The organism is Chryseobacterium gwangjuense, from assembly GCF_021311115.1.
In the GTDB taxonomy this organism is placed as follows: domain Bacteria; phylum Bacteroidota; class Bacteroidia; order Flavobacteriales; family Weeksellaceae; genus Chryseobacterium; species Chryseobacterium gwangjuense.
On the sequence record NZ_JAJTNP010000006.1, the window covers coordinates 116,763 to 138,727 of the forward strand.

Here is a 21,965-nt window from a genome sequence, read left to right on the forward strand (position 1 = left end):
TTTGAGATAAAAATTTTATTACTCATTTCCGTTCTCCCATTTTACTTCTGCACCTTGTGGAGTGGCACCACCTTGAGCGGGAGTAATAGGAGCGGTTTCCTGATTGATGTGATAGACATAAGCTGCAATTTTTTCGGCATCTCTTCCTGTAATGGTTCCTTCTTTGATGAAAGGTCGCATCGTTGGGTTGTTTGGGGAACCGTTTTCAAGCATCCAGATTACATTTTTGAATAAACTTTTCTGTTGTATGTTGATCCAGTGGGTATCTGTTAAATTGGGACCAATTCCTCCTTTTCCGTTATCGCCATGACAGGTAACGCAATTGGTTTTGAATAATTCCTGACCTTCTGTGATGTTGTCTGCGCTGTATTTTGCCGTTTCAAGAGTTACTTGTGGTGCTGTCTTTTCAAATTCTTCAATGGAAGCAAGCATTTTTTTTGTTTCATGGTTCAGCTCTGCTTCGGGATGAGCGTAATCTGTAAAGGCAAACGCAGTCAGATATACGACACAGAATACGCATCCGAAATAAAACAGACCGATCCACCATTTAGGAAGTGAGTTGTCGAGTTCCGTGATTCCGTCAAACCCGTGATCGATCAGAATGTCTTTTTCTTCCGTTGCAGATTGTTTTTTAAATGCAGAGTTCCAAAGTTTCTGAAAGTATGGTGTATTTTTATCTTTTAAATATTCCGCTTTTTCTTCAGCTGATAATTTGGTGAAATTCTGGTTTTCAATTAAATCTCCAATCGAATTCATGATCAAAAGAAGAATAATGGCAATCAGTATTAATCCCCAGAAAAACGGTGAAGAGAAATAGCCTGAGTCGGGAGCGAACATTTCGAACGCCATGATCGTCAAACCTAGTGTGACAAGGATATATATGGAAATTGGAGTTCTTGTTTTCATTTTCTTTACAATTTAAATTATTCTACACTTGCGGTTTGAACCTGAGTCGTTTTGATGTCTGTTCCTAATCTTTGCAGGTAAGCAATCATGGCGACAATCTCTCTTTGCTCAAGCGGAACAAATGTTGCTCCTTTTGCAGCTCTGTCTTTTTCAATTTGCTCTTTTACATCTGTAGCTTCGGAATAAATTCTTTTTACAATTCCTGCTGCCTGATGATCTGCCCATTGATTCGCCGAGTCTATTTCTGCTTTTGTGTATGGAACATCGAAATAGTTTTTCATTAATTTCATTTTGTCCACCATTTGTGTTTTGTCCAGTTTGTTTGTAATTAACCAAGGAAAACGTGGCATAATTGATCCTGCTGAGGTAATTCTTGGGTTATACATATGTTTGAAATGCCATGAATCAGGATTTCTTCCTCCTTCTCTGTGCAAATCCGGTCCGGTTCTTTTTGACCCCCAAAGGAATGGTCGGTCGTAAATAAATTCTCCTGCTTTAGAATACTGTCCATTCTTCCCTTCAAATCTTACAATTTCATCTCTGAATGGTCGTATCATCTGTGAGTGACAAGCATTACAGCCTTCACGGATATATAAATCTCTTCCTTCCAGTTCTAATGGAGAATAAGGTTTTACAGCAGTAATCGTTGGTACGCTTTGTTTTAAAGTTAATGTAGGAATAATCTCTACCAAACCACCGATCGCAATCGTGATAAAAGCTAATATTGATAATAATTTCGGAGTTCTCTCCAGCCATAAATGGAGTCCTTCACCTTCTTTTCTTGTCGTTCCGATATTGGCCAAAGCAGGTGCTTCTGCAGGTACGTTTTTCTGGAATGATCCTTTTCTTACGGTAGCAATAACGTTTACAACCATTAAGATCGCTCCTGAAATATAAAATAAACCACCCAGGAATCTCATTTTGAAGTATGGAATGATCGCTGTTACAGTATCCAGCCAGTTTTTCCAAACTAAAGTTCCGTCCGGGTTGAATTGTTTCCACATCAATCCTTGTGTAAATCCTGAAATATACATGGGAACAGCATAGAAAATAATTCCTAAAGTACCCAACCAGAAATGCCAGTTGGCTAGTTTTTTAGACCATAATTCAGTTCTCCACATCACAGGAATAAGGTAATAGACGATGCCAAAAGCCATAAAACCGTTCCAGCCAAGCGCTCCGATGTGTACGTGACCAATCACCCAGTCAGTATAATGACCTATTTTATTTAAAGATTTTGTTGCTAAAAGCGGTCCTTCAAAGGTTGCCATACCATAACAGGTAACGGCTACTACGAAGAATTTTAGAATAGGATTTTCTCTTACTTTATCCCAGGCTCCTCTCAACGTCAAAAGTCCGTTCAGCATTCCTCCCCAAGACGGAGCGATCAGCATGATGGAGAACCCTGTTCCCACTGCTTGAGCCCAAGCCGGAAGCGCAGTATATTGCAAATGGTGTGGTCCTGCCCAAAGGTAAACGAAGATTAATGACCAGAAGTGAATAATTGATAATTTATAAGAGAATACAGGTCTTTCAGCAGCTTTAGGTAAGAAATAATACATCAACCCTAAAACAGGAGTCGTTAATACGAATGCTACTGCATTGTGACCGTACCACCACTGAACCAAGGCATCTTTTGCTCCTGCATAGATGGAATAAGATTTCCAGCTTGTGAATGATAACGGAACCTCAAGATTATTGAAAATATGAAGCATAGCAACTGCAATCCATGTTCCAAGGAAAAACCAGATCGCAACATATAAATGTCTTACTCTTCTTTTGGCGATGGTTCCGAACATATTGATCCCAAAAACTACCCATGAAACCGTAATTAATATGTCAATCGGCCATTCGTGCTCTGCGTACTCTTTAGAAGTGTTGATTCCCATCAGGAAAGTAATCACTACGCTGATAATCATGATTTGCCAGGTCCAGAAATGTACCCAGGATAGAGTATCGCTGTACATTCTTGTTTTAAGCAATCTCTGCATGCTATAATAAGCACCACAGAAAAAGGAATTACAGACGAAAGCAAAAATTACGGCACTCGTATGCAACATTCTGATCCTTCCGAAGCCTAGAGCTCCTTGTGTATTAATCAGTCCCTGAATATTTCCAGATGCTAAACTTTTAATGGTAGTGTCATCTGTTCCGAATAAAAATTCCGGAAGTTCAGGATAAAAAAGCATCAGTGCAGCGGTAAGCCCGAGTAAAAAACCGACCAAACCGAATGCGATTGTGGCATAGAGGAATGCTCTGACAATATTATTGTCATAATTAAATTTTTGCGTCTCCATAATTCCTATATTGTTGTACTGAGGTGATATTTACTTTAAAACAAAAGCTTTTGAGCAAATTTTTAACTTAAGTTTTAAATATCATGTAGCGTAATAATGTTTTGCCAAAGGTATTCACTAACTTTGTGTAAGTCTAATAGATATACTTCTAAAATATACCAAAAACTACTAAAATAGGGATCATGAAAATATGTGGGCAAAATATTAGGAAAATCAGAAGAAGTAAGGATTTTACTCAGGAATATATGGCTTTTGAGATGGGAATTTCTCAAAAAGCATATTCTGATATTGAAAATTCTAAAGTGAAGATCAATCTGGAAATTTTGACTAAAATTTCTGATATTTTAGAAATTAAGCCTTCCGACATCTGTAGCATTTCTCACAAGTGCGGAAATGACGAATATGAGAATAAGTTTCATGATCTTGTAGAGTACATGAAAAAAAATAATATTGCGATTCCGAATGATTATTTATAAGTCTTTACCGGATGAAAAATCAAAAAGGCTGCTTCAAACGAGGCAGCCTTCATTTTTATGTTGAAATTATTATTTGGTCAGTAGTCCCGGATAAAGAATTCCGTCAGTTTTTAAATTAAGGTTCAATAAATAAGCAATTAACGGAGCGATATCTTCTTGTCCTATTAAAGGAAGTACGGTTCCTGGCTTAATTCCCTTTCCAAAAGCTACAAATCCAGTTTGAATCTCTTTGAAATCGGTTGGAAGATAACCGTGTGTTCCTCCGTCTGCAGCTTTTAGTAATTCTCCTGTTGCTGTTGCTCCAAAACTTATTCCCTGATATGCTGCTAAAGCTAATGATGCTGTCGGATCTCCTTTGGCATCTGCAATCTGCTCTTTATTTAATACATGGAACATTTTTTTGTAACCTTCCGGAAGGTTGTTTAAAAGTTCATTGACTTTGTTTAAAGTAGATTTATCATTAGGATTTTTCAGATGTAAAAATGCAGAACCTCCGCTTGCTTGAAAATAGGCTTTCCAGTCTTCTTTCTTATCATTGTTGTATAATCCGGCTTTTGCTAGCATCACGTTAGGATTAAATTGAGTATGAATATCTACAAAACCGTGATCTCCTGTGATAATAAATGTTGTGTTTTCTCCTATTCCGGCTGCTGTTGCTGCATCTATTAAAGTTTTAATGGCTACATCTGCTCCGGCTACCGCAGAGCGAACTTTATCTCCGTCTCTGCCTTCTTCATGCTCAAAATGATCGGTTGCAGCAATATGAAGTGCTAAAAATGAAGGTTTATATTTCTTTAAAATATAAGCAGCCATTCTGGTTTTGTTTTGATCACTTACTGCATAATCTAAACTCGCTCCGTATTCTCCAAATTTACCTACCGCATAATCCTGAACTTCCTGGAAAAGTTCTTTCGGAGTAGATTCCATACTCATAGCTTTTACTTCATCTTTTTTCTCCCCTTTATTTTTAGGAAGATAAACGTATTCCGGTAAATTGTAGGTAATGGGTGCTCCAACGGTTACCGGCCAGCTTACACCGGCAGTAGTAAGTCCTGCTTCTTTGGCAACACTGAAAATTGTAGGAACTTTAATATCCTTATAAAACCAAAACCATTCTCCTGTAATTCCTAAAGGTTGAACCGGAGTGTTGTAGTAAATTCCGTGTTTTGATGGGAGTACCCCGCTTACAATCGTTGTATGTGATGGGTAAGTAACGGTAGGAAAAGATCCTCGAACACCGTTTGCATAAGCCCCTTTTTTCATCATTTGTCTAAGGTTTACCATCGACCATTCAGGATTTAAATAAAATTCTGGTCGTAGACCGTCCACACTTATTAAAACAACATGGTTGGAATTGTTTTGAGCTTTAGCCAATCCTGCTGTTAGTGCTAAAAAAAGGAATATTTTTTTCATTGTATAAATTTTTGCAAGATTAGGATATTAGTGTTAATCAAGTATGAATAGACTATTAAGTTTAATTTCTTTTAATGATTTGTGATAAAATCAAAATTATATGATGTAAATGAGATCATTTTATGAGTAGTCTGAGCTAGTCTCAGAGATAAAGTTTTTATATATTTAGACCCATATTTTTCATTATGAACAACGAAAATAAAGGAGAACAAAAAGATTCTTTGGTTAGAGGGCTTACTAACCGACATATTCAATTAATTGCCCTTGGTGGGGCTATCGGTACAGGACTTTTCTTAGGAATTGGTCCGGCTGCGGTATTGGCCGGTCCGTCCGTTATTTTAGGGTACGCTTTGGCAGGTATTATTGCTTTCTTTATCATGCGACAATTGGGCGAAATGGTCGTTCAGGAACCGGTTTCGGGAAGTTTTAGTTATTTTGCGTATAAATATTGGGGGAGCTTTCCTGGCTTTGCTTCCGGCTGGAATTACTGGATTCTTTATATTTTGGTAAGTATGGCAGAGCTTACGGCTATTGGTCATTACGTTCACTTCTGGTGGCCCGAAATTCCACTGTGGGTTTCGAGTTTATTCTTTTTTATTGTGATCAATGCATTAAACCTTGCTTCGGTAAAAGTATATGGAGAGACTGAATTTTGGTTTTCTATCATCAAAGTGGTGGCGATTGTTGCCATGATTGTTTTTGGTATTTATCTATTGGTAAGCGGAACAGGAGGTGAAAAGGCCAGTATTTCCAATTTATGGAATGATGGCGGTTTTTTCCCGAAAGGATTTTTTAATAAAGATGGCAATGGTTATTCCGGGCTTTTCTCTGCGATGGCGATGATCATGTTCTCATTTGGAGGGCTGGAATTGATAGGGATTACTGCTGCAGAAGCTAAAAATCCTGAAAAAACAATTCCTAAAGCAACCAATCAGGTCATTTACAGAATTTTGATTTTCTATGTGGGGGCATTAGTTATCTTATTTTCATTAAGTCCGTGGAGAGAAATTACTGAGGGAACGAGCCCGTTTGTGATGGTTTTCCAAAATTTAAATGGATTGGAACTGACGATGTTTGGAAAGATAATTCAATTTAATGTTTTGATTGCCAATGTGCTTAATTTAATTGTATTAACAGCCGCTTTGTCAGTGTATAACAGCAGTGTTTACAGCAATAGCCGAATGTTATTCGGATTAGCACAACAAGGGAATGCTCCAAAGTTTTTAACGAAATTAAATAAAAGCAGTGTTCCTACCAATGCGATTCTCATTTCATCTTGTTTTGCAGGGATTTGTATTATTATCAATAAATTGGTTCCTGAAAAAGCTTTTGAATACTTGATGACTTTGGTAGTTTCTACTTTGATTATCAACTGGCTGATGATTTGTTATACCCATTTGAAGTTTAGAAGAAATAATATTAAATCGGGTGTTGATTTGAAATTTCCATCTATATTTTATCCGCTATCCAATTATATATGTATTACCTTTTTGTTGTTAATTTTAGTATTAATGAGTATTACGGGCATGGAGATTCAGGTGATTTTGATTCCGATATGGCTGGCTTTTTTATTTTTAATGTATAAATTATATAAACCGAAATCGAATTGAAAAATGTAAAGGATGGATTTTTATCTATCCTTTTTTATTTACGATTTACAAATATTTGATTTTATATTTTGGAAAAATAAATAAAAAATGTCTTTTAGTCTTTTGCTTGATATTTATAAATATGGAAAGATATTTACATAAGGAGAATCAATATATTCAATTATTGACTCCTGCAGAACAAGCGTTTTTTAATCCGCAGAGATTGGAAAGAATAATATTTCTGATGAATTACGCATCCGTCAGATAGATAAACCCATATCTAGCAGTAAAAATCCATCCTTGAAAAAGGATGGATTTTTGTAGACCCACAGGGATTCGAACCCCGACTGACGGTACCAAAAACCGGAGTGCTACCGTTACACTATAGGTCTATATTTTTTGGTGAGGCAAATTTACAGATTTTTTCTTTACAAGCAAATCAATTTCATGTTTTTTTAGTTTTTTGGAAAATATGAAATTGATTAAGGTAATATTTTAAAAACAAAAACCACTCTTAAAAAAAGAGTGGTTTGTAGACCCACAGGGATTCGAACCCCGAATGACGGTACCAAAAACCGGAGTGTTACCGTTACACTATAGGTCTGTTTATTTTGGTGATGCAAATTTAAAGCTTTTTTCATTACATGCAAAAACTTTTTAAACTTTTTTTTAACTTTACTGTACTTTTTATTCACGATAATTATGCTGCTAGACTTCAATAATCTCAATATTAATCAATTATCTGTTGAAACCGAATTTGAAATTAAAATTAAAACTTTTTTGGAAGAATGGTTTTCAGATTCCGAAACAGTGAAGGTACAGACTTCGGGTTCTACTGGAGTTCCAAAGGTTTTTGATATAGAGAAACAGAAAATGATTAATTCTGCGGAAATGACCTGCAATTTTTTAGGACTAAAAGAGGGAGATGCTGCTTTAATTTGTTTACCTGTTGAATATATTTCAGGGAAAATGATGATCGTGCGTTCTATCATTAGAAAATTAAAATTATTTATTGTTGATCCTTCTGCAAAACCGATTGAAAGTCTAAGTGATGAAATTGATTTTTGTGCAATGACACCGCTCCAGGTAGAAAATTCCTTGGACAAATTGCATTTAATTAAAAATTTAATCATTGGAGGAGCTGCGGTTTCGGAAAGTTTAAAAAAGAAAATTATTCAAATGCTCAAAATATCAAATTCCCCAACTAGGATATTTGAAACCTATGGAATGTCTGAAACACTTTCTCATATCGGACTGAAGCAGGTTGCTCCAAATCCTGAAAGCTATTTTACCGTTTTTGAAAATGTGGAGATTGCTAAAGATGAAAGAGGCTGTCTGAAAATTTTTGCTCCTAAAGTAAATGTAGAGGTATTGCAAACTAATGATTTAGTTGAGATTAAAGATGAAAATATGTTTAGGTTTTTAGGGCGAATTGATAATGTCATTAATTCCGGTGGGGCAAAAATTTTTCCTGAGCAGCTGGAAGCTTTAGTTAAAAAAGAAATTCCGAACGAGGCTGTTTTTTTAGGAATTGATGATGAAAGTTTGGGACAAAAATTAGTATTGATTATTGAAGGAGAGCAATCAGAAGCTGTACTGGAAAAAATTTCAAATATTCTGTTTGAGAAAAATTTTCATAAACCGAAAGAAATTATTTTTATTGGAAAAATTCCCAGAACTCCCAATGGAAAAGTAAATAGAATGGAATTAAAAAATATTTTGTAAAGTTTATCTTTACTTTCAACTTCAACTAAAAATGAAAGATTTTTCAAAAGAACTCAGTTTTAAAACGTCTCGCAGCAGTGGAGCCGGAGGTCAGAATGTGAATAAGGTGGAGACTTCTGTGACGGTTCTTTGGAATGTTTCAGAGTCTGAATTTTTTAATGACCATCAAAAAGAATTGATTCAAAATAAGTTAAAGAACAGAATCAATGCAGAAGGTTTTTTATTCTTAACGGTTTCTGAAAGCAGAACCCAATTGATGAATAAGAATAAAGCCATTGAAAAAATCCTGGAAATTGTAGATAAAGCTTTATTTATTCCTAAAAAACGAATTGCAACAAAACCGTCAAAAGCTAAAAAAGAGAAAAGATTGGATACAAAAAAGAAACTTTCGGAGAAAAAAGAGAACAGAAGGTTTAAGTTTTAGTAATTCTTCCCACTTCAAGCACCTATCTTCCAACCCAAAATTCTTATCTTTGCAAAAATTAAAAAAATGAGCAAACCGATTACCGAGTTCATAGAAAAATACTACCTTCACTTTAATGCAGCTGCATTGGTGGATGCATCTAAAGGATATGTTGCCCACCTTAAAGAAGGAGGGAAAATGATGATTACTTTGGCAGGAGCGATGTCTACTGCAGAGTTAGGAAAAATTCTTGCTGAGATGATCCGTCAGGATAAAGTAGATTTTATTTCTTGTACTGGGGCAAACCTTGAAGAAGATTTGATGAATCTTGTGGCACATTCTCATTATGAAAGAGTTCCTCATTACAGAGATTTGACTGCTCAGGATGAGTGGGATCTTTTGGAAAGAGGTTTAAACAGAGTGACGGATACTTGTATTCCTGAAGAAGAAGCTTTCAGAAGATTACAGAAACATATCGTTGAAATCTGGAAAGATGCTGAAGCAAAAGGAGAAAGATATTTCCCTCACGAATTCATGTACAAAATGATTCTTTCTGGAGTTTTGGAGCAATATTATGAAATTCCTAGAGAAAATTCTTGGATGATTGCAGCAGCAGAGAAAAACTTACCAATCGTAGTTCCGGGATGGGAAGATTCTACAATGGGTAATATTTTTGCATCTTACTGCATCAAAGGAGAGCTTACCGCTACAACAATGAAGTCAGGAATTGAATATATGACGTATTTAGCAGATTGGTACACTAAAAACTCAGCTGGAAAAGGAGTAGGGTTCTTCCAAATTGGTGGAGGTATCGCAGGAGATTTCCCAATTTGTGTAGTACCGATGTTGTATCAGGATATGGAAATGCACGACATTCCGTTCTGGTCATATTTCTGCCAGATTTCAGATTCTACAACGTCTTATGGGTCATATTCGGGAGCAGTTCCGAATGAGAAAATCACTTGGGGTAAATTAGATATTACGACACCGAAATTTATCGTTGAAAGTGATGCTACGATCTGTGCACCATTGATGTTCTCTTATATCTTGGAAAATTAATATCAGAATTATATAATTTCAGATAAAAGGCTTACATGTAAGCCTTTTATTTTTTTAATATTGGAGAATCTAAAGAAAAATACATTCGAAGCCCTCACAGGAATGCGAGCTATCGCGGCTATTATGGTATTTGTGTATCATAACCGTAAATATTGGCGTGATGATTTACCTTTTGTAGTCATGCGTTTTATCAGCGAATGGCATATTGGGGTGACGGTTTTCTTTGTTTTGAGTGGTTTTTTGTTGGCATATCGCTATGAAGATTCACCTTTGGAATCCAAAAAATCATATTTAAAATATATTCTGCTCCGTATTGCGAGAATTTTTCCGTTGTATTGGATCCTTCTGAGTTTTTTCTTTTTAGATACTGCCTATTCTAACAATGTAGATATTTATTTCCTGCAGTATTCGCTTTTATACTCATTATTTGAGAAGTATTCTGTTTCTGGAATTGTACAGGCGTGGTCGCTTCAGGTTGAATTCTTTTTTTACTTACTGTCGCCTCTTTTATTTTTATTGTTGAAGAAAAATTGGAAATATTGTATTTCATTTTTGTTGGGACTTTTTCTTCTAAGTTGTACCATAGGATATGGTTTACATTGGTATAATGGTAATTCTGAAGGCTTTTTATATCCATTAAACTTTATGATGGGAAATACTTTTTTCGCAAGAAGTTTGGAGTTCTTTTTCGGGATGTTGTTGGCTTATCTGATGAAAAAGGAAAAAGGAGTGGAAGTTTTAAAGCGATTAAAAAATCCGACTTTATACGGAGGAATTGGAATCGTAATTTTCACCATTGCCATTGCTCTTTTTGCCCGAAATAATTTTGTGCATGGAGTAGAACGATGGGAAGGAAGGTTAATTCATGAATTGTTTCTGTCTGTTGCTATTGCTGTTTTCTTTTGGGGATTGATGTCGGAAAAAACATTCATTTCCAAAGTACTCTCTACCAAGCTACTGATTCTTTTAGGAAATGCTTCTTTCGTTTTCTATCTTGTTCACATCAGTTATTTTAATCTTAAACTGAAATCGTATTTATATTTACCCGATCACAATTTTGTTTTGCTCTGGATCTGTTCCATTATCATTTATTTACTGATTGAAAAACCTCTTTATGAGTTTTGCAGAAATTTAATTGCTAAAATTAAATAAGACTTTAGTCTAAAGAATTGATTAGGACAAAATAACGATACGCTAAAATCCCTTTCTGAAATTTTGTCAGCTTATTAGGATCTTTATCACTCAATTTCGGTAAAATCACTTTATTCATTTTATTTAACAAACGGAAAAACGATTTTTTCATAACTTTATATTTTAGTGTAAAGTCCAAAAATAATGCAAAAATAAATGGATGAAATTTTCAAACAACAGGTCTGGGAAATCACAAAGTTAGTTCCAAAAGGCAGAGTAACGAGTTATGGAGCCATTGCTAAAGCAGTTGGTTATCCTAATCATTCGAGACACGTAGGAAAAGCAATGGGAGGATGTCCTAAAGATGTTCCTGCACATCGGGTTATTTCTAGTTCGGGAACTTTGTCCGTTCCGGAATTTCAGGTGAAATTGGAAGCTGAAGGAATTGAGGTAGAGAATTTTAGAATTAAAAATTTTAAGAAATTATTTTGGGATCCGTTGAGTGAGCTTTAAAATTTTAAAAAAGAAAAATAAGCTTAGATGAATATCCTTTTATGGTGAATTATTTTGTGAAAAGAATTATTTTTGCTCGTAAAATTAATTTATGAAAACAAAATTTTTATTCTCCCTCATTTTCTTATTCACTATTTTCTTTTCTAAGGCACAAATGGATGATAAGTTTTACCAGCCTAGTAAAGAAATGAAACCTTTAGAATTTTCAAATCCAAAATTTATTGCGTTTCCGGTAGAAACCGATACGATTACCGCAGTTTTTTTAACTCCTAAGACCAAAGCCAAAAAGAAAACAATTTTGTTTTTTCATGGAGCAAACGGAAATATCTCTACCTATCAATATATCACAAAGCCATTGGTCGATGATGGTTTTCAGGTCGTGATGGTAGATTTCAGAGGATATGGAAAGTCAACAGGAAAACCGACTCACCTGAATGTAGCGAGTGACGGACAAAAATTAGTTGATTTTTTATTGAGCAAACCGGAGATTAAGAATACTAAAGTTTATATCTACGGAGCTTCATTAGGTTCTCAGATTGCAGCTCATTTGGCAAAAGAGAACAAGGATAAAATTTCCGGACTGATCATAGATAGCGGAATGTCGTCATTTGCAGATATCGCCATAAAATTTGCTCCACAGTTTAAAGATTTTATCAATCAGATGATGCAAAATGTGTATGGTGCTAAAGAAGATGTGAAATATACAGAAGGACTTCCCAAGTTATTTATTTACAGTAAAAACGATTCTACGATTCCTTTTTCTCACGGCGAAGAAGTGTATAAAAATGCTGCTGAACCTAAACAATTTTTAGAATTTAAAGCTGAACATATCCAAGGCTTGAAAGAAGAGCCGAAAGAGATTCTAAAAGCAATTAATAATCTGTAACCTAATCATAAAATAAAAGTTTCGGGGCGACTTTGTCGCCCCGAAACCTCAATATAAAATAGTCAAATTATTTGTTCAGATTCTGATAACTTCTTTGAATAAAGTCTGTCAGATCTTTTCCTTTCAATAAATTCTGAGAAAGTTTTGCTAGGTCTAAAGCATACTTAATTAAACCTTCTTTTTCTTCAGTATTTTCTGTTTGTAAAACCTGATTGGCAAACTCACTGTTGGAATTCACTACCAAATTGTACATTTCAGGGAATCCTCCCATTCCAAACATTCCACCACCTCCGGTTGCCTGCATATCTTTCATTCTTCTCATGAATTCAGGCTGGGTAATTGTAAACGGAGCATCATTACTGTCTAAATCTTCAAGCTGAACGGTGAATTTTGTATCATTAATAGCTTCTTCAACATTTTTCTTCAACGATTCTTTTTCCGTTTCATTCAATTTAGAAATGATAGGCTCGTCTTTTTTAATCAGATTGTTGATGTGATCAGAATCCACTCTTACAAAAGAAATTTTCTCTTTTGAAGTTTCCAGTTTTTGGATAACGTGAGGAATGATGGGTGAATCTAACAAAAGGACTTCATATCCTTTATCTTTTGCAGACTGAATATAACTGTGCTGTTCATCAGCATTAGAAGCATAAAGAACTACTAAATTTCCGTCTTTATCGGTTTGGTTTAATTTAATTTTCTCTTCTAATTCATTCCACAAGAAATACTTTCCGTCTGTTGTTGGATATAATGTGAACTTATCTGCTTTTTCAGCAAATTTTTCTTCCGTTACAATTCCGTATTCGATTACCACTTTAATGTCATTCCACTTTTTCTCATAATCTTCACGGTTTTCGTTGATTAATGAAGACATTTTGTCGGCAACTTTTTTCGTGATGTAAGACGAAATTTTCTTCACCGCACCATCAGCCTGTAAATAAGAACGGGAAACGTTCAAAGGAATATCCGGAGAATCAATTACTCCACGAAGAAGCATTAAGAAATCGGGAACGATACCTTTTACTTCATCCGTTACAAATACCTGGTTTTGATATAATTGGATTTTATCTTTTTCAATATTTAAATTATTGCTCAGTTTCGGGAAGAATAAAACCCCTGTTAAGTTGAAAGGATAATCAACATTCAAATGAATATTAAATAAAGGCTCCTCAAACTGCATCGGATACAATTCGTGATAGAATTTCATATAATCTTCATTCGTCAGTTCACTTGGAGCAATGGTCCAGGCTGGAGTAGGGTTGTTGATGATATTGTCAACTTCTTCAGTTTCTGCAACCGTATCTTCCGGAGCGTCTTCCGGTAAAGGTAATGTATGGGTTCTGGTTCCAAATTTAATCGGAACAGGCATGAACTTGTTATACTTTAATAATAATTCACGGATTTTTCCTTCTTCTAAAAATTCTACAGAATCTTCTGCAATATGAAGAATAATTTCAGTTCCTCTGTCTGTTTTATCAGTGGTTTCTTCTAAAGTGAATTCAGGACTTCCGTCGCAGATCCAACGAACTGCAGGTTCATCTTTGTAAGATTTAGTTAAGATTTCCACTTTCTCGGCAACCATGAAGGCAGAATAAAACCCAAGTCCGAAATGTCCGATAATTCCTGAATCCTTTGCAGAATCTTTATATTTTTCCAAAAACTCTTCAGCCCCTGAAAAAGCAACCTGGTTGATGTATTTTTCAACTTCTTCACCCGTCATCCCGATTCCTTGGTCGATAATACGAAGCGTTTTATTTTCTTTATCGATTTTAACTTCAAGCTTTGGATTTCCGTACTCAACTTTAGCTTCACCGATGCTTGTTAAATGCTTTAATTTTAAAGTAGCATCTGTTGCATTTGAAATCAATTCTCTTAAAAAGATTTCGTGATCACTGTATAAGAATTTTTTGATCAGCGGGAAAATATTTTCCACAGATACATTGATATTTCCTTTCGTCATAATATTTTTAATTTTTTATTCCAAATCTTTCTCAAAAAAAATACCGTTTGATAAAAAGTGACATTTTGACATTTTTATAATGAGTGAGGTGTGTTTACAAAGGTTTTGTGGAAGAAATATCTTATTTTTAAACTTTAAAAGTATTTAAAAATGAAGTTGAGAAGTACAGTTTTTATTCTGCTCATCATGAGTTGTTTTGTGTATGGACAGAAAAAGCCTTTAGATCATTCGGTTTATGATAATTGGCAAAATATCGGAGCGAGAAAAATCTCCAATGACGGAAAATGGATTTCCTATGCTGTGGATCCTCAGGAAGGAAATTCCACTCTTTTTTTGTATTCAGTTAAAAATAAAAATTCAAAGCAGTTTGCGAGAGCCACAAAATTGGATTTTACGAGTGATTCCAAATTTGCTGTTTTCCAGATCCGTCCGTTGTATAAAGATATAAAAGCGGTAAAAGACAAGAAACTAAAGCAAGATAAATTAACAAAAGACAGTCTTGCGATCGTCAATTTTTCTAGTGGCACAACAGAAAAAATCCCTAATGTAAAAGGATTTAAAATTCCTGAAAAAGGTGGCTCTTATCTTGCTTATCTTTTAGAAAATATGAAAGATAAGTCTGACGATATTTCGGATAAAGAAGATGGGGACGATAAGAAGGATGAGGATAAAAATGCAAAACCTTTGCAGTTGATTGTACGAAATTTGCTGGATGAGAAAAGTACAACGTATGACAATGTAATTCGTTATGAATTCAGCAAAAACGGGAAACAGCTCGTTTTTGTAACTAAAAAACCTGAAGAGAAAAAAAGTAAGGATAAGAAAGGGGAAAAGGATTCCGGAGATGAAAAACCTGCGGATAAAAAGGATAATGACAAATCAAAACCAAAGAAATATGCGCTTGAAACGGTACAAATAGTTGATCTTCAAAAAGGAACAGTAACTAAAATTTCTGAAATGGAAGGCGATTTTTCACAGTTGTCTTTTGATGAAGTAGGAAATCAATTGGCATTTGTGGGAACTTCTTCTGCTCAGAATGATCTGGTGAAATTGTATCAGTTGTATTATTTTAATGTTAAAACGAACAAAAAGGAAATTGTAACCAATGAAAATGCTCAAATGAGAAAGAATTGGATGGTTTCTGAAAACCGTTTCCCGATATTCAGTAAGAATGGCAAGCAATTGTATTTTGGAGTTGCTCCGAAACCTGTTGCCAAAGATACTGCTATGATTGCGAATGACCACGCTGTTGTGGACATCTGGAATTATAAGGATGATTATCTGCAAACCGTACAGCTGAAGGAACTGAAAAACGATTTGAAAAAATCTTATGGGGCTGTAATGCAAACGGAAAAACCTGATTTCTTTAGAAATATTGATGGGGAAGATTTAGACACATTACGATTGGTTAATGATGGAAATGCTGATTTTGTCATCGGTATTACCAGCTTGAATAACCGTATTTCTTCGCAATGGGAAGGCTCAACAAAGAAAACCTATTTCCTTATTGATAATAAAACGGGTAACAGAACCGAAATTATTAAAAATTTGGATGGTACAGTTTCGGTATCTCCACTCGGAAAGTTTGTTGTGATTTTTGATAGAGAAAAAGGAGCTTGGCTGAGCTATAATGTTAAAACAAAACAAACGCTTCCATTAAATAACGGATTGCAGGTTTCTTTTGTGGATGAAGAGTTTGATATGCCTGATTTTCCAGGTGCTTATGGTATCGCTTCTTGGACGGATAATGATGAGTCGGTGATTATCAAAGACCGTTATGATCTTTGGGAATTTTCCCTGAATGGATCAAAAAAGCCAAGAAATATTACGAACGGATTCGGGCGTAAAAATAAAATAACGTTTGATACGTACGATTTAGATAAAGACATTAAAAGTGTAAACCGTAAAGCTTCCATTTATTTATCGGCATTTGATAATACATCCAAGGCAAACGGAATTTTCAAAACATCTGTTCAGTCGAATTCTGATCCGGTGAAAATCCAAATGGAAAATGCTTGGGGATACCGAAGTCTTCAGAAAGCAAAAAATGCAGATGAGTATATTTTGGTAAAGGAATCCTATACAGATTCGCCAAATATTTTTGCGACATCTGACTTCTCTGAACAACAAAGACTAAGCAATACTAATCCGCAACAAAGTACTTATAATTGGGGAACAAGTGAACTGGTAAATTGGACAACTCCAAAAGGAAATTCATCTACAGGAGTTCTGTACAAACCGGAAGATTTCGATGCAAATAAAAAATACCCAATGATTGTGTATTTCTATGAAAAGCTTTCCGATAACCTGAATCGTTATGTAGCACCAGCTCCAACACCTTCAAGACTAAATATTTCTTATTTCGTAAGCAATGGATATCTGGTGTTTACACCTGATATTTCATATGTTGATGGCCTTCCCGGAGAATCAGCCATGGAATATATCAATTCCGGTGTTGAAAAATTGAAAGAAAATTCTTGGGTTGACGGTAGTAAAGTAGGAATTCAAGGTCAAAGCTGGGGTGGTTATCAAGTCGCATATCTTATTGCCCATACGGATATGTATGCAGCCGCTTGGAGTGGTGCTCCTGTTGTTAATATGACTTCTGCATACGGAGGAATCCGATGGTCTTCAGGAATGAACCGCCAGTTTCAGTACGAAAAATCGCAGAGTAGATTAGGAAAAAATTTATGGGAAGCTCCGGAATTGTATATTAAAAATTCACCATTGTTTACCATTGATCAAGTGAAAACTCCGGTGGTGATTATGAGTAACGATAAAGATGGAGCAGTGCCTTGGTATCAGGGGATTGAAATGTTTACCGCATTGAGACGTTTAGGAAAACCTGCATGGCTTCTGAATTATAATGGTGACGATCATAATCTTATCAAACGTCAGAACAGAAAAGATATCCAAATCCGTGAACAGCAGTTTTTTGATTATTATTTGAAAGGTGCTAGAGCGCCGGTTTGGATGGCGAAAGGAATTCCTGCTGTCCAGAAAGGGAAAGATTGGGGGTTTGAATTAACGGAAGATAAGCCTTAATTGATTTTTTATTTTCGGCGGCTTCGCCGCCGAAAATAAAACTTGATATAAAAAGCTCGGCGGGACCTTTGGTCCCGCCGAGCTTTTTATTATTTGAACAAATTACTATTTTTTATTAGCAATCTCTTCTTTAATTTTATTTTCCAGTTCTTCAGAAAGTTCAGGATTGTCTTTTAATACATCTTTCACTGCATCACGACCTTGTCCTAATTTGGTTTCTTCGTAGCTGAACCAAGATCCGCTTTTCTTTACAATTCCTTGTTCTACAGCCTGATCCAAAATTTCTCCTGTTTTAGAAACACCTTCACCGTACATAATGTCGAATTCTGCTTGTTTGAAAGGTGGAGCTACTTTGTTCTTTACAATTTTCACTTTCACACGGCTTCCGATCGCTTCATCTCCGTTTTTAATTGGAGCAGATGCTTTTCTGATATCGATTCTTACTGAAGCGTAAAACTTCAAAGCATTACCACCGGTTGTTGTTTCAGGGTTTCCGAACATTACTCCGATCTTTTCTCTCAACTGGTTGATGAAAATTACCGTACATTTTGTTCTTGAAATCGTAGCAGTTAATTTTCTTAATGCTTGAGACATCAATCTTGCATGAAGACCCATTTTTGAATCTCCCATTTCTCCTTCAATTTCTGCTTTTGGAGTAAGGGCGGCTACAGAGTCGATTACTACAATATCAATAGCTCCTGAACGGATAAGGTTATCAGCAATTTCTAATGCTTGCTCCCCGTTATCAGGCTGAGAAATAATTAAGTTTTCTAAATCGATTCCAAGCTTAGCAGCATAGGTTCTGTCGAACGCATGTTCCGCATCAATAAATGCAGCAATTCCTCCTGCTTTTTGAGCTTCTGCAATCGCGTGAAGTGTTAAAGTGGTTTTACCTGAAGATTCCGGACCATAGATTTCAATGATTCTTCCTCTCGGATAACCTCCAACTCCTAGAGCGATGTCTAGTCCTAAAGATCCCGAAGGAATCACTTCAATTGTATTATCTACAGAACTGTCTCCTAAAGTCATTACAGTTCCTTTTCCGTATGTTTTATCTAATTTTTCAAGCACTAAGGCAAGTGCTTTCTTTTTATCGTCTGCGTTGCTCATCTGTATAAATATAATTTCTCAAAAGTACATAATTTATAGATCAAAAGCTAATATTATTTATTACAGAAAATCATTTTTACAGTGAAAAAAATATAAGGTATTCATCCTTAACTTATTCAAAATTAAAAGAATGTGTTGGTAATTTTTTTTATAGATTTAATGGAAATTTGAATTGTGGGTGATCTTTAAATAATCGCTCAATACTTTCATTTGGTCTTTATTTCCCTTATTGATTCTGGTTTGTCGGCTTACGAGTTTGTCGTAGATTTTATTGATCAGCCATTTAGTTCTTGGAAAAGCTTTTTTGTTGGAAACATCAGGAATCTGAAGTCTCTTACAAACTTCATCATCCAATAGAAACCAAGTGCAGCAAATATGAAGATAGCGTAAGTTTTTTCTTTGAAACTGATATTTCAGGATAGGATTTTCCAGTGATTCGTTGAGCAGTGAATGCGCCAAAAGCACAGAGTCTTTATCAGCAGGAGGCTGAACAGAGGTCCATAAATAAAAATATTCTGTAGCCTGCTTTTTATCATTAGGAAGAAGGTTTTTCGGGATTCCCAATAAATAGCCTACGTATTTCCAAAGATGGAAAATTCCTTTTTCTTCTTTCTCTGAAAAGGTATTTCCTAATTTGTGTAAGCTGTGTAAAAAAACGAGACTGAAGCCAATATAAGTGGCCATCATATCCCAGGAGTTGATGGGTTCGCCCCAGTTTTCTGTATCCCAGTTTTTGTAATGTTTTTTGATGGAAATTCTGGCGTAAGAATGAATTAATCTCGTTTTGATGGCGAATTCGTATCCTTTTTTATGAACTTCCAACTCATCATACCTTGTAACATTTACCCAAAAATCCAAAGTTTCAGAAAGACGTTTTACGGCTCCTTTTTTCAAAGCTTCTGTTACAATCAAGGGTTTGTTGAGGTATGCATAATCATAACCGCCGATGAGACAATAATCCCTTAAAGAAATCAGAGAATCAAGATTACTTCTCATGCAAAGCTCTGCACCGGATTTGATCAAATCATAATCGAGCCAATCAGGAATGTTCTGGGTTTGAAGAAAAAGTTTTTTTACACTCTCCGGAATGGCATCGCTTTCAGAAACTCCGTTTCGGATGTAGTGTTCAATTTCTTTAGATGCTTCATGGAATTTTTTAGTAAGATAAACATCTTTTACAACCTGATCTCCAATTTCATCGACGTGGTAAAAATAAGGTGCAAATTTTTCAAAATCATTAAAATTCACTTCTGCACCGGAAAATTCAATAAGCTGTTTTCCGTTGCCTTTCGTCCAAAAATCTTTGAAGTGAGATGATTCTTTAAATCGGGGTTGTAAAATTGTGTTTTCCATTACTATAAAAATACAGATTTTACATGTAAATAAGGTGGTGAGATTTGTCAGTTTCATCAAAAGATTAATGATCTTTCATGCTCGAAATTTTATTAAAAATACCACAAAAGGGTGATTTTTTTGTGTTTGAAAATTAGTTAAATTTGGTTAAAACCTAGTGCTAAGCCTTGTTTTGAGCTTTCACATAATTATAACTAATAAACTAAATAACTATGAAAACAAAAATTTTATTGCTGTTTCTGCTCGGATGGGTGGGGATAGCGTTTGGACAGGAAATTAAAATTGGGCAACGTTTTACTTTTAAGGCTCCGGCAAAACACACTGGAACAGATTTAAAAAAAGCCGAATTATATGATGGCGCAACTAAAAATCCCAACTATTTAGAAGACGGGATTAAGTATGAAATTGCGGATGTAAGTGACAAGAATATAATTGTAAAAGTTGATCCTCCATTTAAAGTGCTTGAAGAAGGATCTACGGCAATACCGAAAGCTAGTTATTACAATTACAAACTTTTTACTGTAACTAAAGAGGAATTCTTGGCAAAAGCAGAGGATATACCAGAGAAACCGGATAGGTTTTCGGTAGGAATATTGACCTTACCATTTAAGTTTCGTCCCCAAGATGAGAAAACATTTGAGGCACAATTCAATTTGAGTTCAACATTAAATTGGAGAGTTGGAAAGTTTTATTCAACTGATTTTTATGTACAGATAGGAGCAGGATTGGGAAGTGTTGAGCTAAATTCAAATAATTCTCTGGGAATAGAAGCCGATAAAAATATAAATGCAGCCACTTTAACAATGTTCAGCGGGTTAATGCTTCAATATAAAAAAGTGCAAGCCGGAATTTATTGTGGAGTTGATCAGATTAATAATCAAAAACATTATCAGTGGAATAATAATGGGAATCTATGGTTTGGCTTTGGGGTTGGTTATCAATTGTTTAATGTTGATTTAGGAGGGGATGCTAAAAAAAGTACACAATAAAAGTCATTAACTATTCGGAAATTCTTAACAAAAAAACCTTCCAATTGGAAGGTTTTATATATACAAAGTTTAAACTTTATTAGTTAGATAAAGAAGCAGCGTGGATTAGCATATCAACTAACTTGTTAGAATACCCCATTTCGTTGTCATACCAAGAAACAAGTTTTACGAAGTTAGGAGAAAGCATAATACCAGCATCTTTATCGAAGATTGAAGTTCTCTTATCTCCTACGAAATCCTGAGAAACTACAGCATCTTCAGTGTATCCAAGAATACCTTTCAATTCACCTTCAGAAGCAGCTTTGATTACTGAACAGATTTCTTCATAAGAAGCAGCCTTTTCAATTCTTACTGTTAAATCTACTACAGAAACGTCAACAGTTGGTACTCTGAAAGACATACCTGTTAATTTTCCGTTCAATGAAGGGATTACTTTTCCTACCGCTTTTGCAGCACCTGTAGAAGAAGGAATAATATTGTTTAGAGCAGCTCTACCACCTCTCCAGTCTTTCGCAGAAGGACCGTCAACAGTTTTCTGAGTTGCCGTTGTAGCGTGTACAGTTGTCATCAAGCCTTCTACGATTCCAAAATTATCGTGGATTACTTTAGCCAAAGGAGCTAAGCAGTTTGTTGTACAAGAAGCGTTTGATAAGATTTTAACATCGTCAGTAAGTTCAGTGTGGTTTACACCCATTACGAACATTGGAGTATCATCTTTAGAAGGAGCAGAAAGGATTACTTTCTTAGCACCAGCAGTAATATGTTTTGCAGCACTTTCTTTATCTAAGAATAAACCTGTAGATTCTACTACATAATCAGCACCGATTTCGTTCCACTTTAGGTTACTTGGGTCTCTTTCTGCAGTTACTCTGATTCTTTTTCCGTTTACAACAAGGTCGTTACCTTCTACAGAAACTTCACCTGGGAAAATCCCGTGTACAGAATCATACTTTAACATGTAAGCCATGTACGTAGCATCGATAAGGTCATTAATTCCTACTACTTCGATGTTGTCTCTTTCAGTCATTGCTCTGAAAACAAGACGTCCGATTCTACCAAACCCGTTGATACCTACTTTGATTGTTGACATAATAGTTCGTTTTTAAATTA

The 21,965-nt window shown here is 35.3% G+C and carries 18 protein-coding genes and 2 tRNA genes; 10 read left to right on the plus strand and 10 right to left on the minus strand.

Going from position 1 to position 21,965, the window contains the following annotated elements; translation table 11 throughout:
* Positions 1-18 precede the first annotated feature (18 nt).
* Together LV842_RS12885 and ccoN are read right to left on the minus strand one after the other, a co-directional pair.
* Positions 19-906 (minus strand): cytochrome c, encoded by an 888-nt coding sequence (locus LV842_RS12885; RefSeq protein WP_233111858.1) that lies wholly within the window; start codon positions 904-906, stop codon positions 19-21.
* Positions 907-923: 17 nt separating this feature from the next.
* Positions 924-3,203, minus strand: coding sequence for a cytochrome-c oxidase, cbb3-type subunit I (gene ccoN, locus LV842_RS12890; RefSeq protein ID WP_233111859.1), 2,280 nt, complete (start codon positions 3,201-3,203; stop codon positions 924-926).
* Positions 3,204-3,385: 182 nt separating this feature from the next.
* Here ccoN and LV842_RS12895 point away from each other — a divergent pair, with 182 nt between their 5' ends.
* A complete protein-coding gene (locus tag LV842_RS12895) occupies positions 3,386-3,679 on the plus strand; it encodes a helix-turn-helix domain-containing protein (protein ID WP_233111860.1) in 294 nt (97 codons plus the stop codon).
* 69 nt (positions 3,680-3,748) lie between these two features.
* Here the strand turns inward: LV842_RS12895 and LV842_RS12900 are convergent, their stop codons facing one another.
* Positions 3,749-5,092, minus strand: coding sequence for an alkaline phosphatase family protein (locus tag LV842_RS12900; protein WP_233111861.1), 1,344 nt, complete (start codon positions 5,090-5,092; stop codon positions 3,749-3,751).
* A gap of 185 nt (positions 5,093-5,277) precedes the next feature.
* On the opposite strand from LV842_RS12900, the gene LV842_RS12905 reads away from it, so the two are divergent.
* On the plus strand, positions 5,278-6,702 hold the full coding sequence (locus LV842_RS12905; RefSeq protein ID WP_233111862.1) for an amino acid permease: 1,425 nt from the start codon (positions 5,278-5,280) through the stop codon (positions 6,700-6,702).
* 300 nt (positions 6,703-7,002) lie between these two features.
* On the opposite strand, the gene LV842_RS12910 is transcribed toward LV842_RS12905, so the two are convergent.
* Together LV842_RS12910 and LV842_RS12915 are read right to left on the minus strand one after the other, a co-directional pair.
* Positions 7,003-7,073, minus strand: a tRNA-Gln gene (locus LV842_RS12910).
* A 141-nt stretch (positions 7,074-7,214) separates the two neighbouring features.
* A tRNA-Gln gene (locus LV842_RS12915) sits at positions 7,215-7,285 on the minus strand.
* A gap of 98 nt (positions 7,286-7,383) precedes the next feature.
* Between LV842_RS12915 and LV842_RS12920 the strand changes: the two genes are divergently transcribed.
* The 4 genes from LV842_RS12920 (at position 7,384) to LV842_RS12935 (ending at position 11,020) form a co-directional block, all read left to right on the plus strand.
* Positions 7,384-8,406, plus strand: a complete 1,023-nt coding sequence (locus LV842_RS12920; protein ID WP_233111863.1) for an AMP-binding protein — start codon at positions 7,384-7,386, stop codon at positions 8,404-8,406.
* Positions 8,407-8,437: 31 nt separating this feature from the next.
* Complete coding sequence (gene arfB, locus LV842_RS12925) at positions 8,438-8,830, plus strand: alternative ribosome rescue aminoacyl-tRNA hydrolase ArfB (protein WP_233111864.1); 393 nt, start codon at positions 8,438-8,440, stop codon at positions 8,828-8,830.
* A 66-nt stretch (positions 8,831-8,896) separates the two neighbouring features.
* Positions 8,897-9,868 carry a deoxyhypusine synthase family protein gene (locus tag LV842_RS12930; protein ID WP_047444737.1) on the plus strand — a complete coding sequence of 324 codons (972 nt, stop codon included), beginning with the start codon at positions 8,897-8,899 and terminating at the stop codon, positions 9,866-9,868.
* Positions 9,869-9,928: 60 nt separating this feature from the next.
* On the plus strand, positions 9,929-11,020 hold the full coding sequence (locus LV842_RS12935) for an acyltransferase family protein (protein ID WP_233111865.1): 1,092 nt from the start codon (positions 9,929-9,931) through the stop codon (positions 11,018-11,020).
* Positions 11,021-11,024: 4 nt separating this feature from the next.
* Here the strand turns inward: LV842_RS12935 and LV842_RS12940 are convergent, their stop codons facing one another.
* Positions 11,025-11,171: a hypothetical protein gene (locus LV842_RS12940; RefSeq protein ID WP_233111866.1), complete on the minus strand. Its 147-nt coding sequence runs from the start codon at positions 11,169-11,171 to the stop codon at positions 11,025-11,027.
* A gap of 44 nt (positions 11,172-11,215) precedes the next feature.
* On the opposite strand from LV842_RS12940, the gene LV842_RS12945 reads away from it, so the two are divergent.
* Entirely contained in the window at positions 11,216-11,512 is a 297-nt protein-coding gene (locus LV842_RS12945) for an MGMT family protein (protein WP_233111867.1), read from the plus strand.
* A gap of 91 nt (positions 11,513-11,603) precedes the next feature.
* Positions 11,604-12,398: an alpha/beta hydrolase gene (locus tag LV842_RS12950; RefSeq protein WP_233111868.1), complete on the plus strand. Its 795-nt coding sequence runs from the start codon at positions 11,604-11,606 to the stop codon at positions 12,396-12,398.
* 67 nt (positions 12,399-12,465) lie between these two features.
* Here the strand turns inward: LV842_RS12950 and htpG are convergent, their stop codons facing one another.
* The gene (htpG, locus tag LV842_RS12955; protein WP_233111869.1) at positions 12,466-14,358 is read right to left on the minus strand and encodes a molecular chaperone HtpG; all 1,893 of its coding nucleotides are present in this window, start codon (positions 14,356-14,358) and stop codon (positions 12,466-12,468) included.
* Positions 14,359-14,508: 150 nt separating this feature from the next.
* Here htpG and LV842_RS12960 point away from each other — a divergent pair, with 150 nt between their 5' ends.
* Complete coding sequence (locus tag LV842_RS12960; RefSeq protein WP_233111870.1) at positions 14,509-17,403, plus strand: alpha/beta hydrolase family protein; 2,895 nt, start codon at positions 14,509-14,511, stop codon at positions 17,401-17,403.
* Between the two features lie 105 nt (positions 17,404-17,508).
* On the opposite strand, the gene recA is transcribed toward LV842_RS12960, so the two are convergent.
* The gene (gene recA, locus LV842_RS12965) at positions 17,509-18,513 is read right to left on the minus strand and encodes a recombinase RecA (protein WP_039367885.1); all 1,005 of its coding nucleotides are present in this window, start codon (positions 18,511-18,513) and stop codon (positions 17,509-17,511) included.
* A 156-nt stretch (positions 18,514-18,669) separates the two neighbouring features.
* Entirely contained in the window at positions 18,670-19,866 is a 1,197-nt protein-coding gene (locus LV842_RS12970) for an oxygenase MpaB family protein (RefSeq protein ID WP_233111871.1), read from the minus strand.
* A 212-nt stretch (positions 19,867-20,078) separates the two neighbouring features.
* Between LV842_RS12970 and LV842_RS12975 the strand changes: the two genes are divergently transcribed.
* Positions 20,079-20,855 (plus strand): hypothetical protein, encoded by a 777-nt coding sequence (locus LV842_RS12975; protein WP_233111872.1) that lies wholly within the window; start codon positions 20,079-20,081, stop codon positions 20,853-20,855.
* A gap of 79 nt (positions 20,856-20,934) precedes the next feature.
* Here the strand turns inward: LV842_RS12975 and gap are convergent, their stop codons facing one another.
* The gene (gene gap, locus LV842_RS12980; RefSeq protein ID WP_233111873.1) at positions 20,935-21,945 is read right to left on the minus strand and encodes a type I glyceraldehyde-3-phosphate dehydrogenase; all 1,011 of its coding nucleotides are present in this window, start codon (positions 21,943-21,945) and stop codon (positions 20,935-20,937) included.
* Between the last annotated feature and the right edge of the window lie 20 nt (positions 21,946-21,965).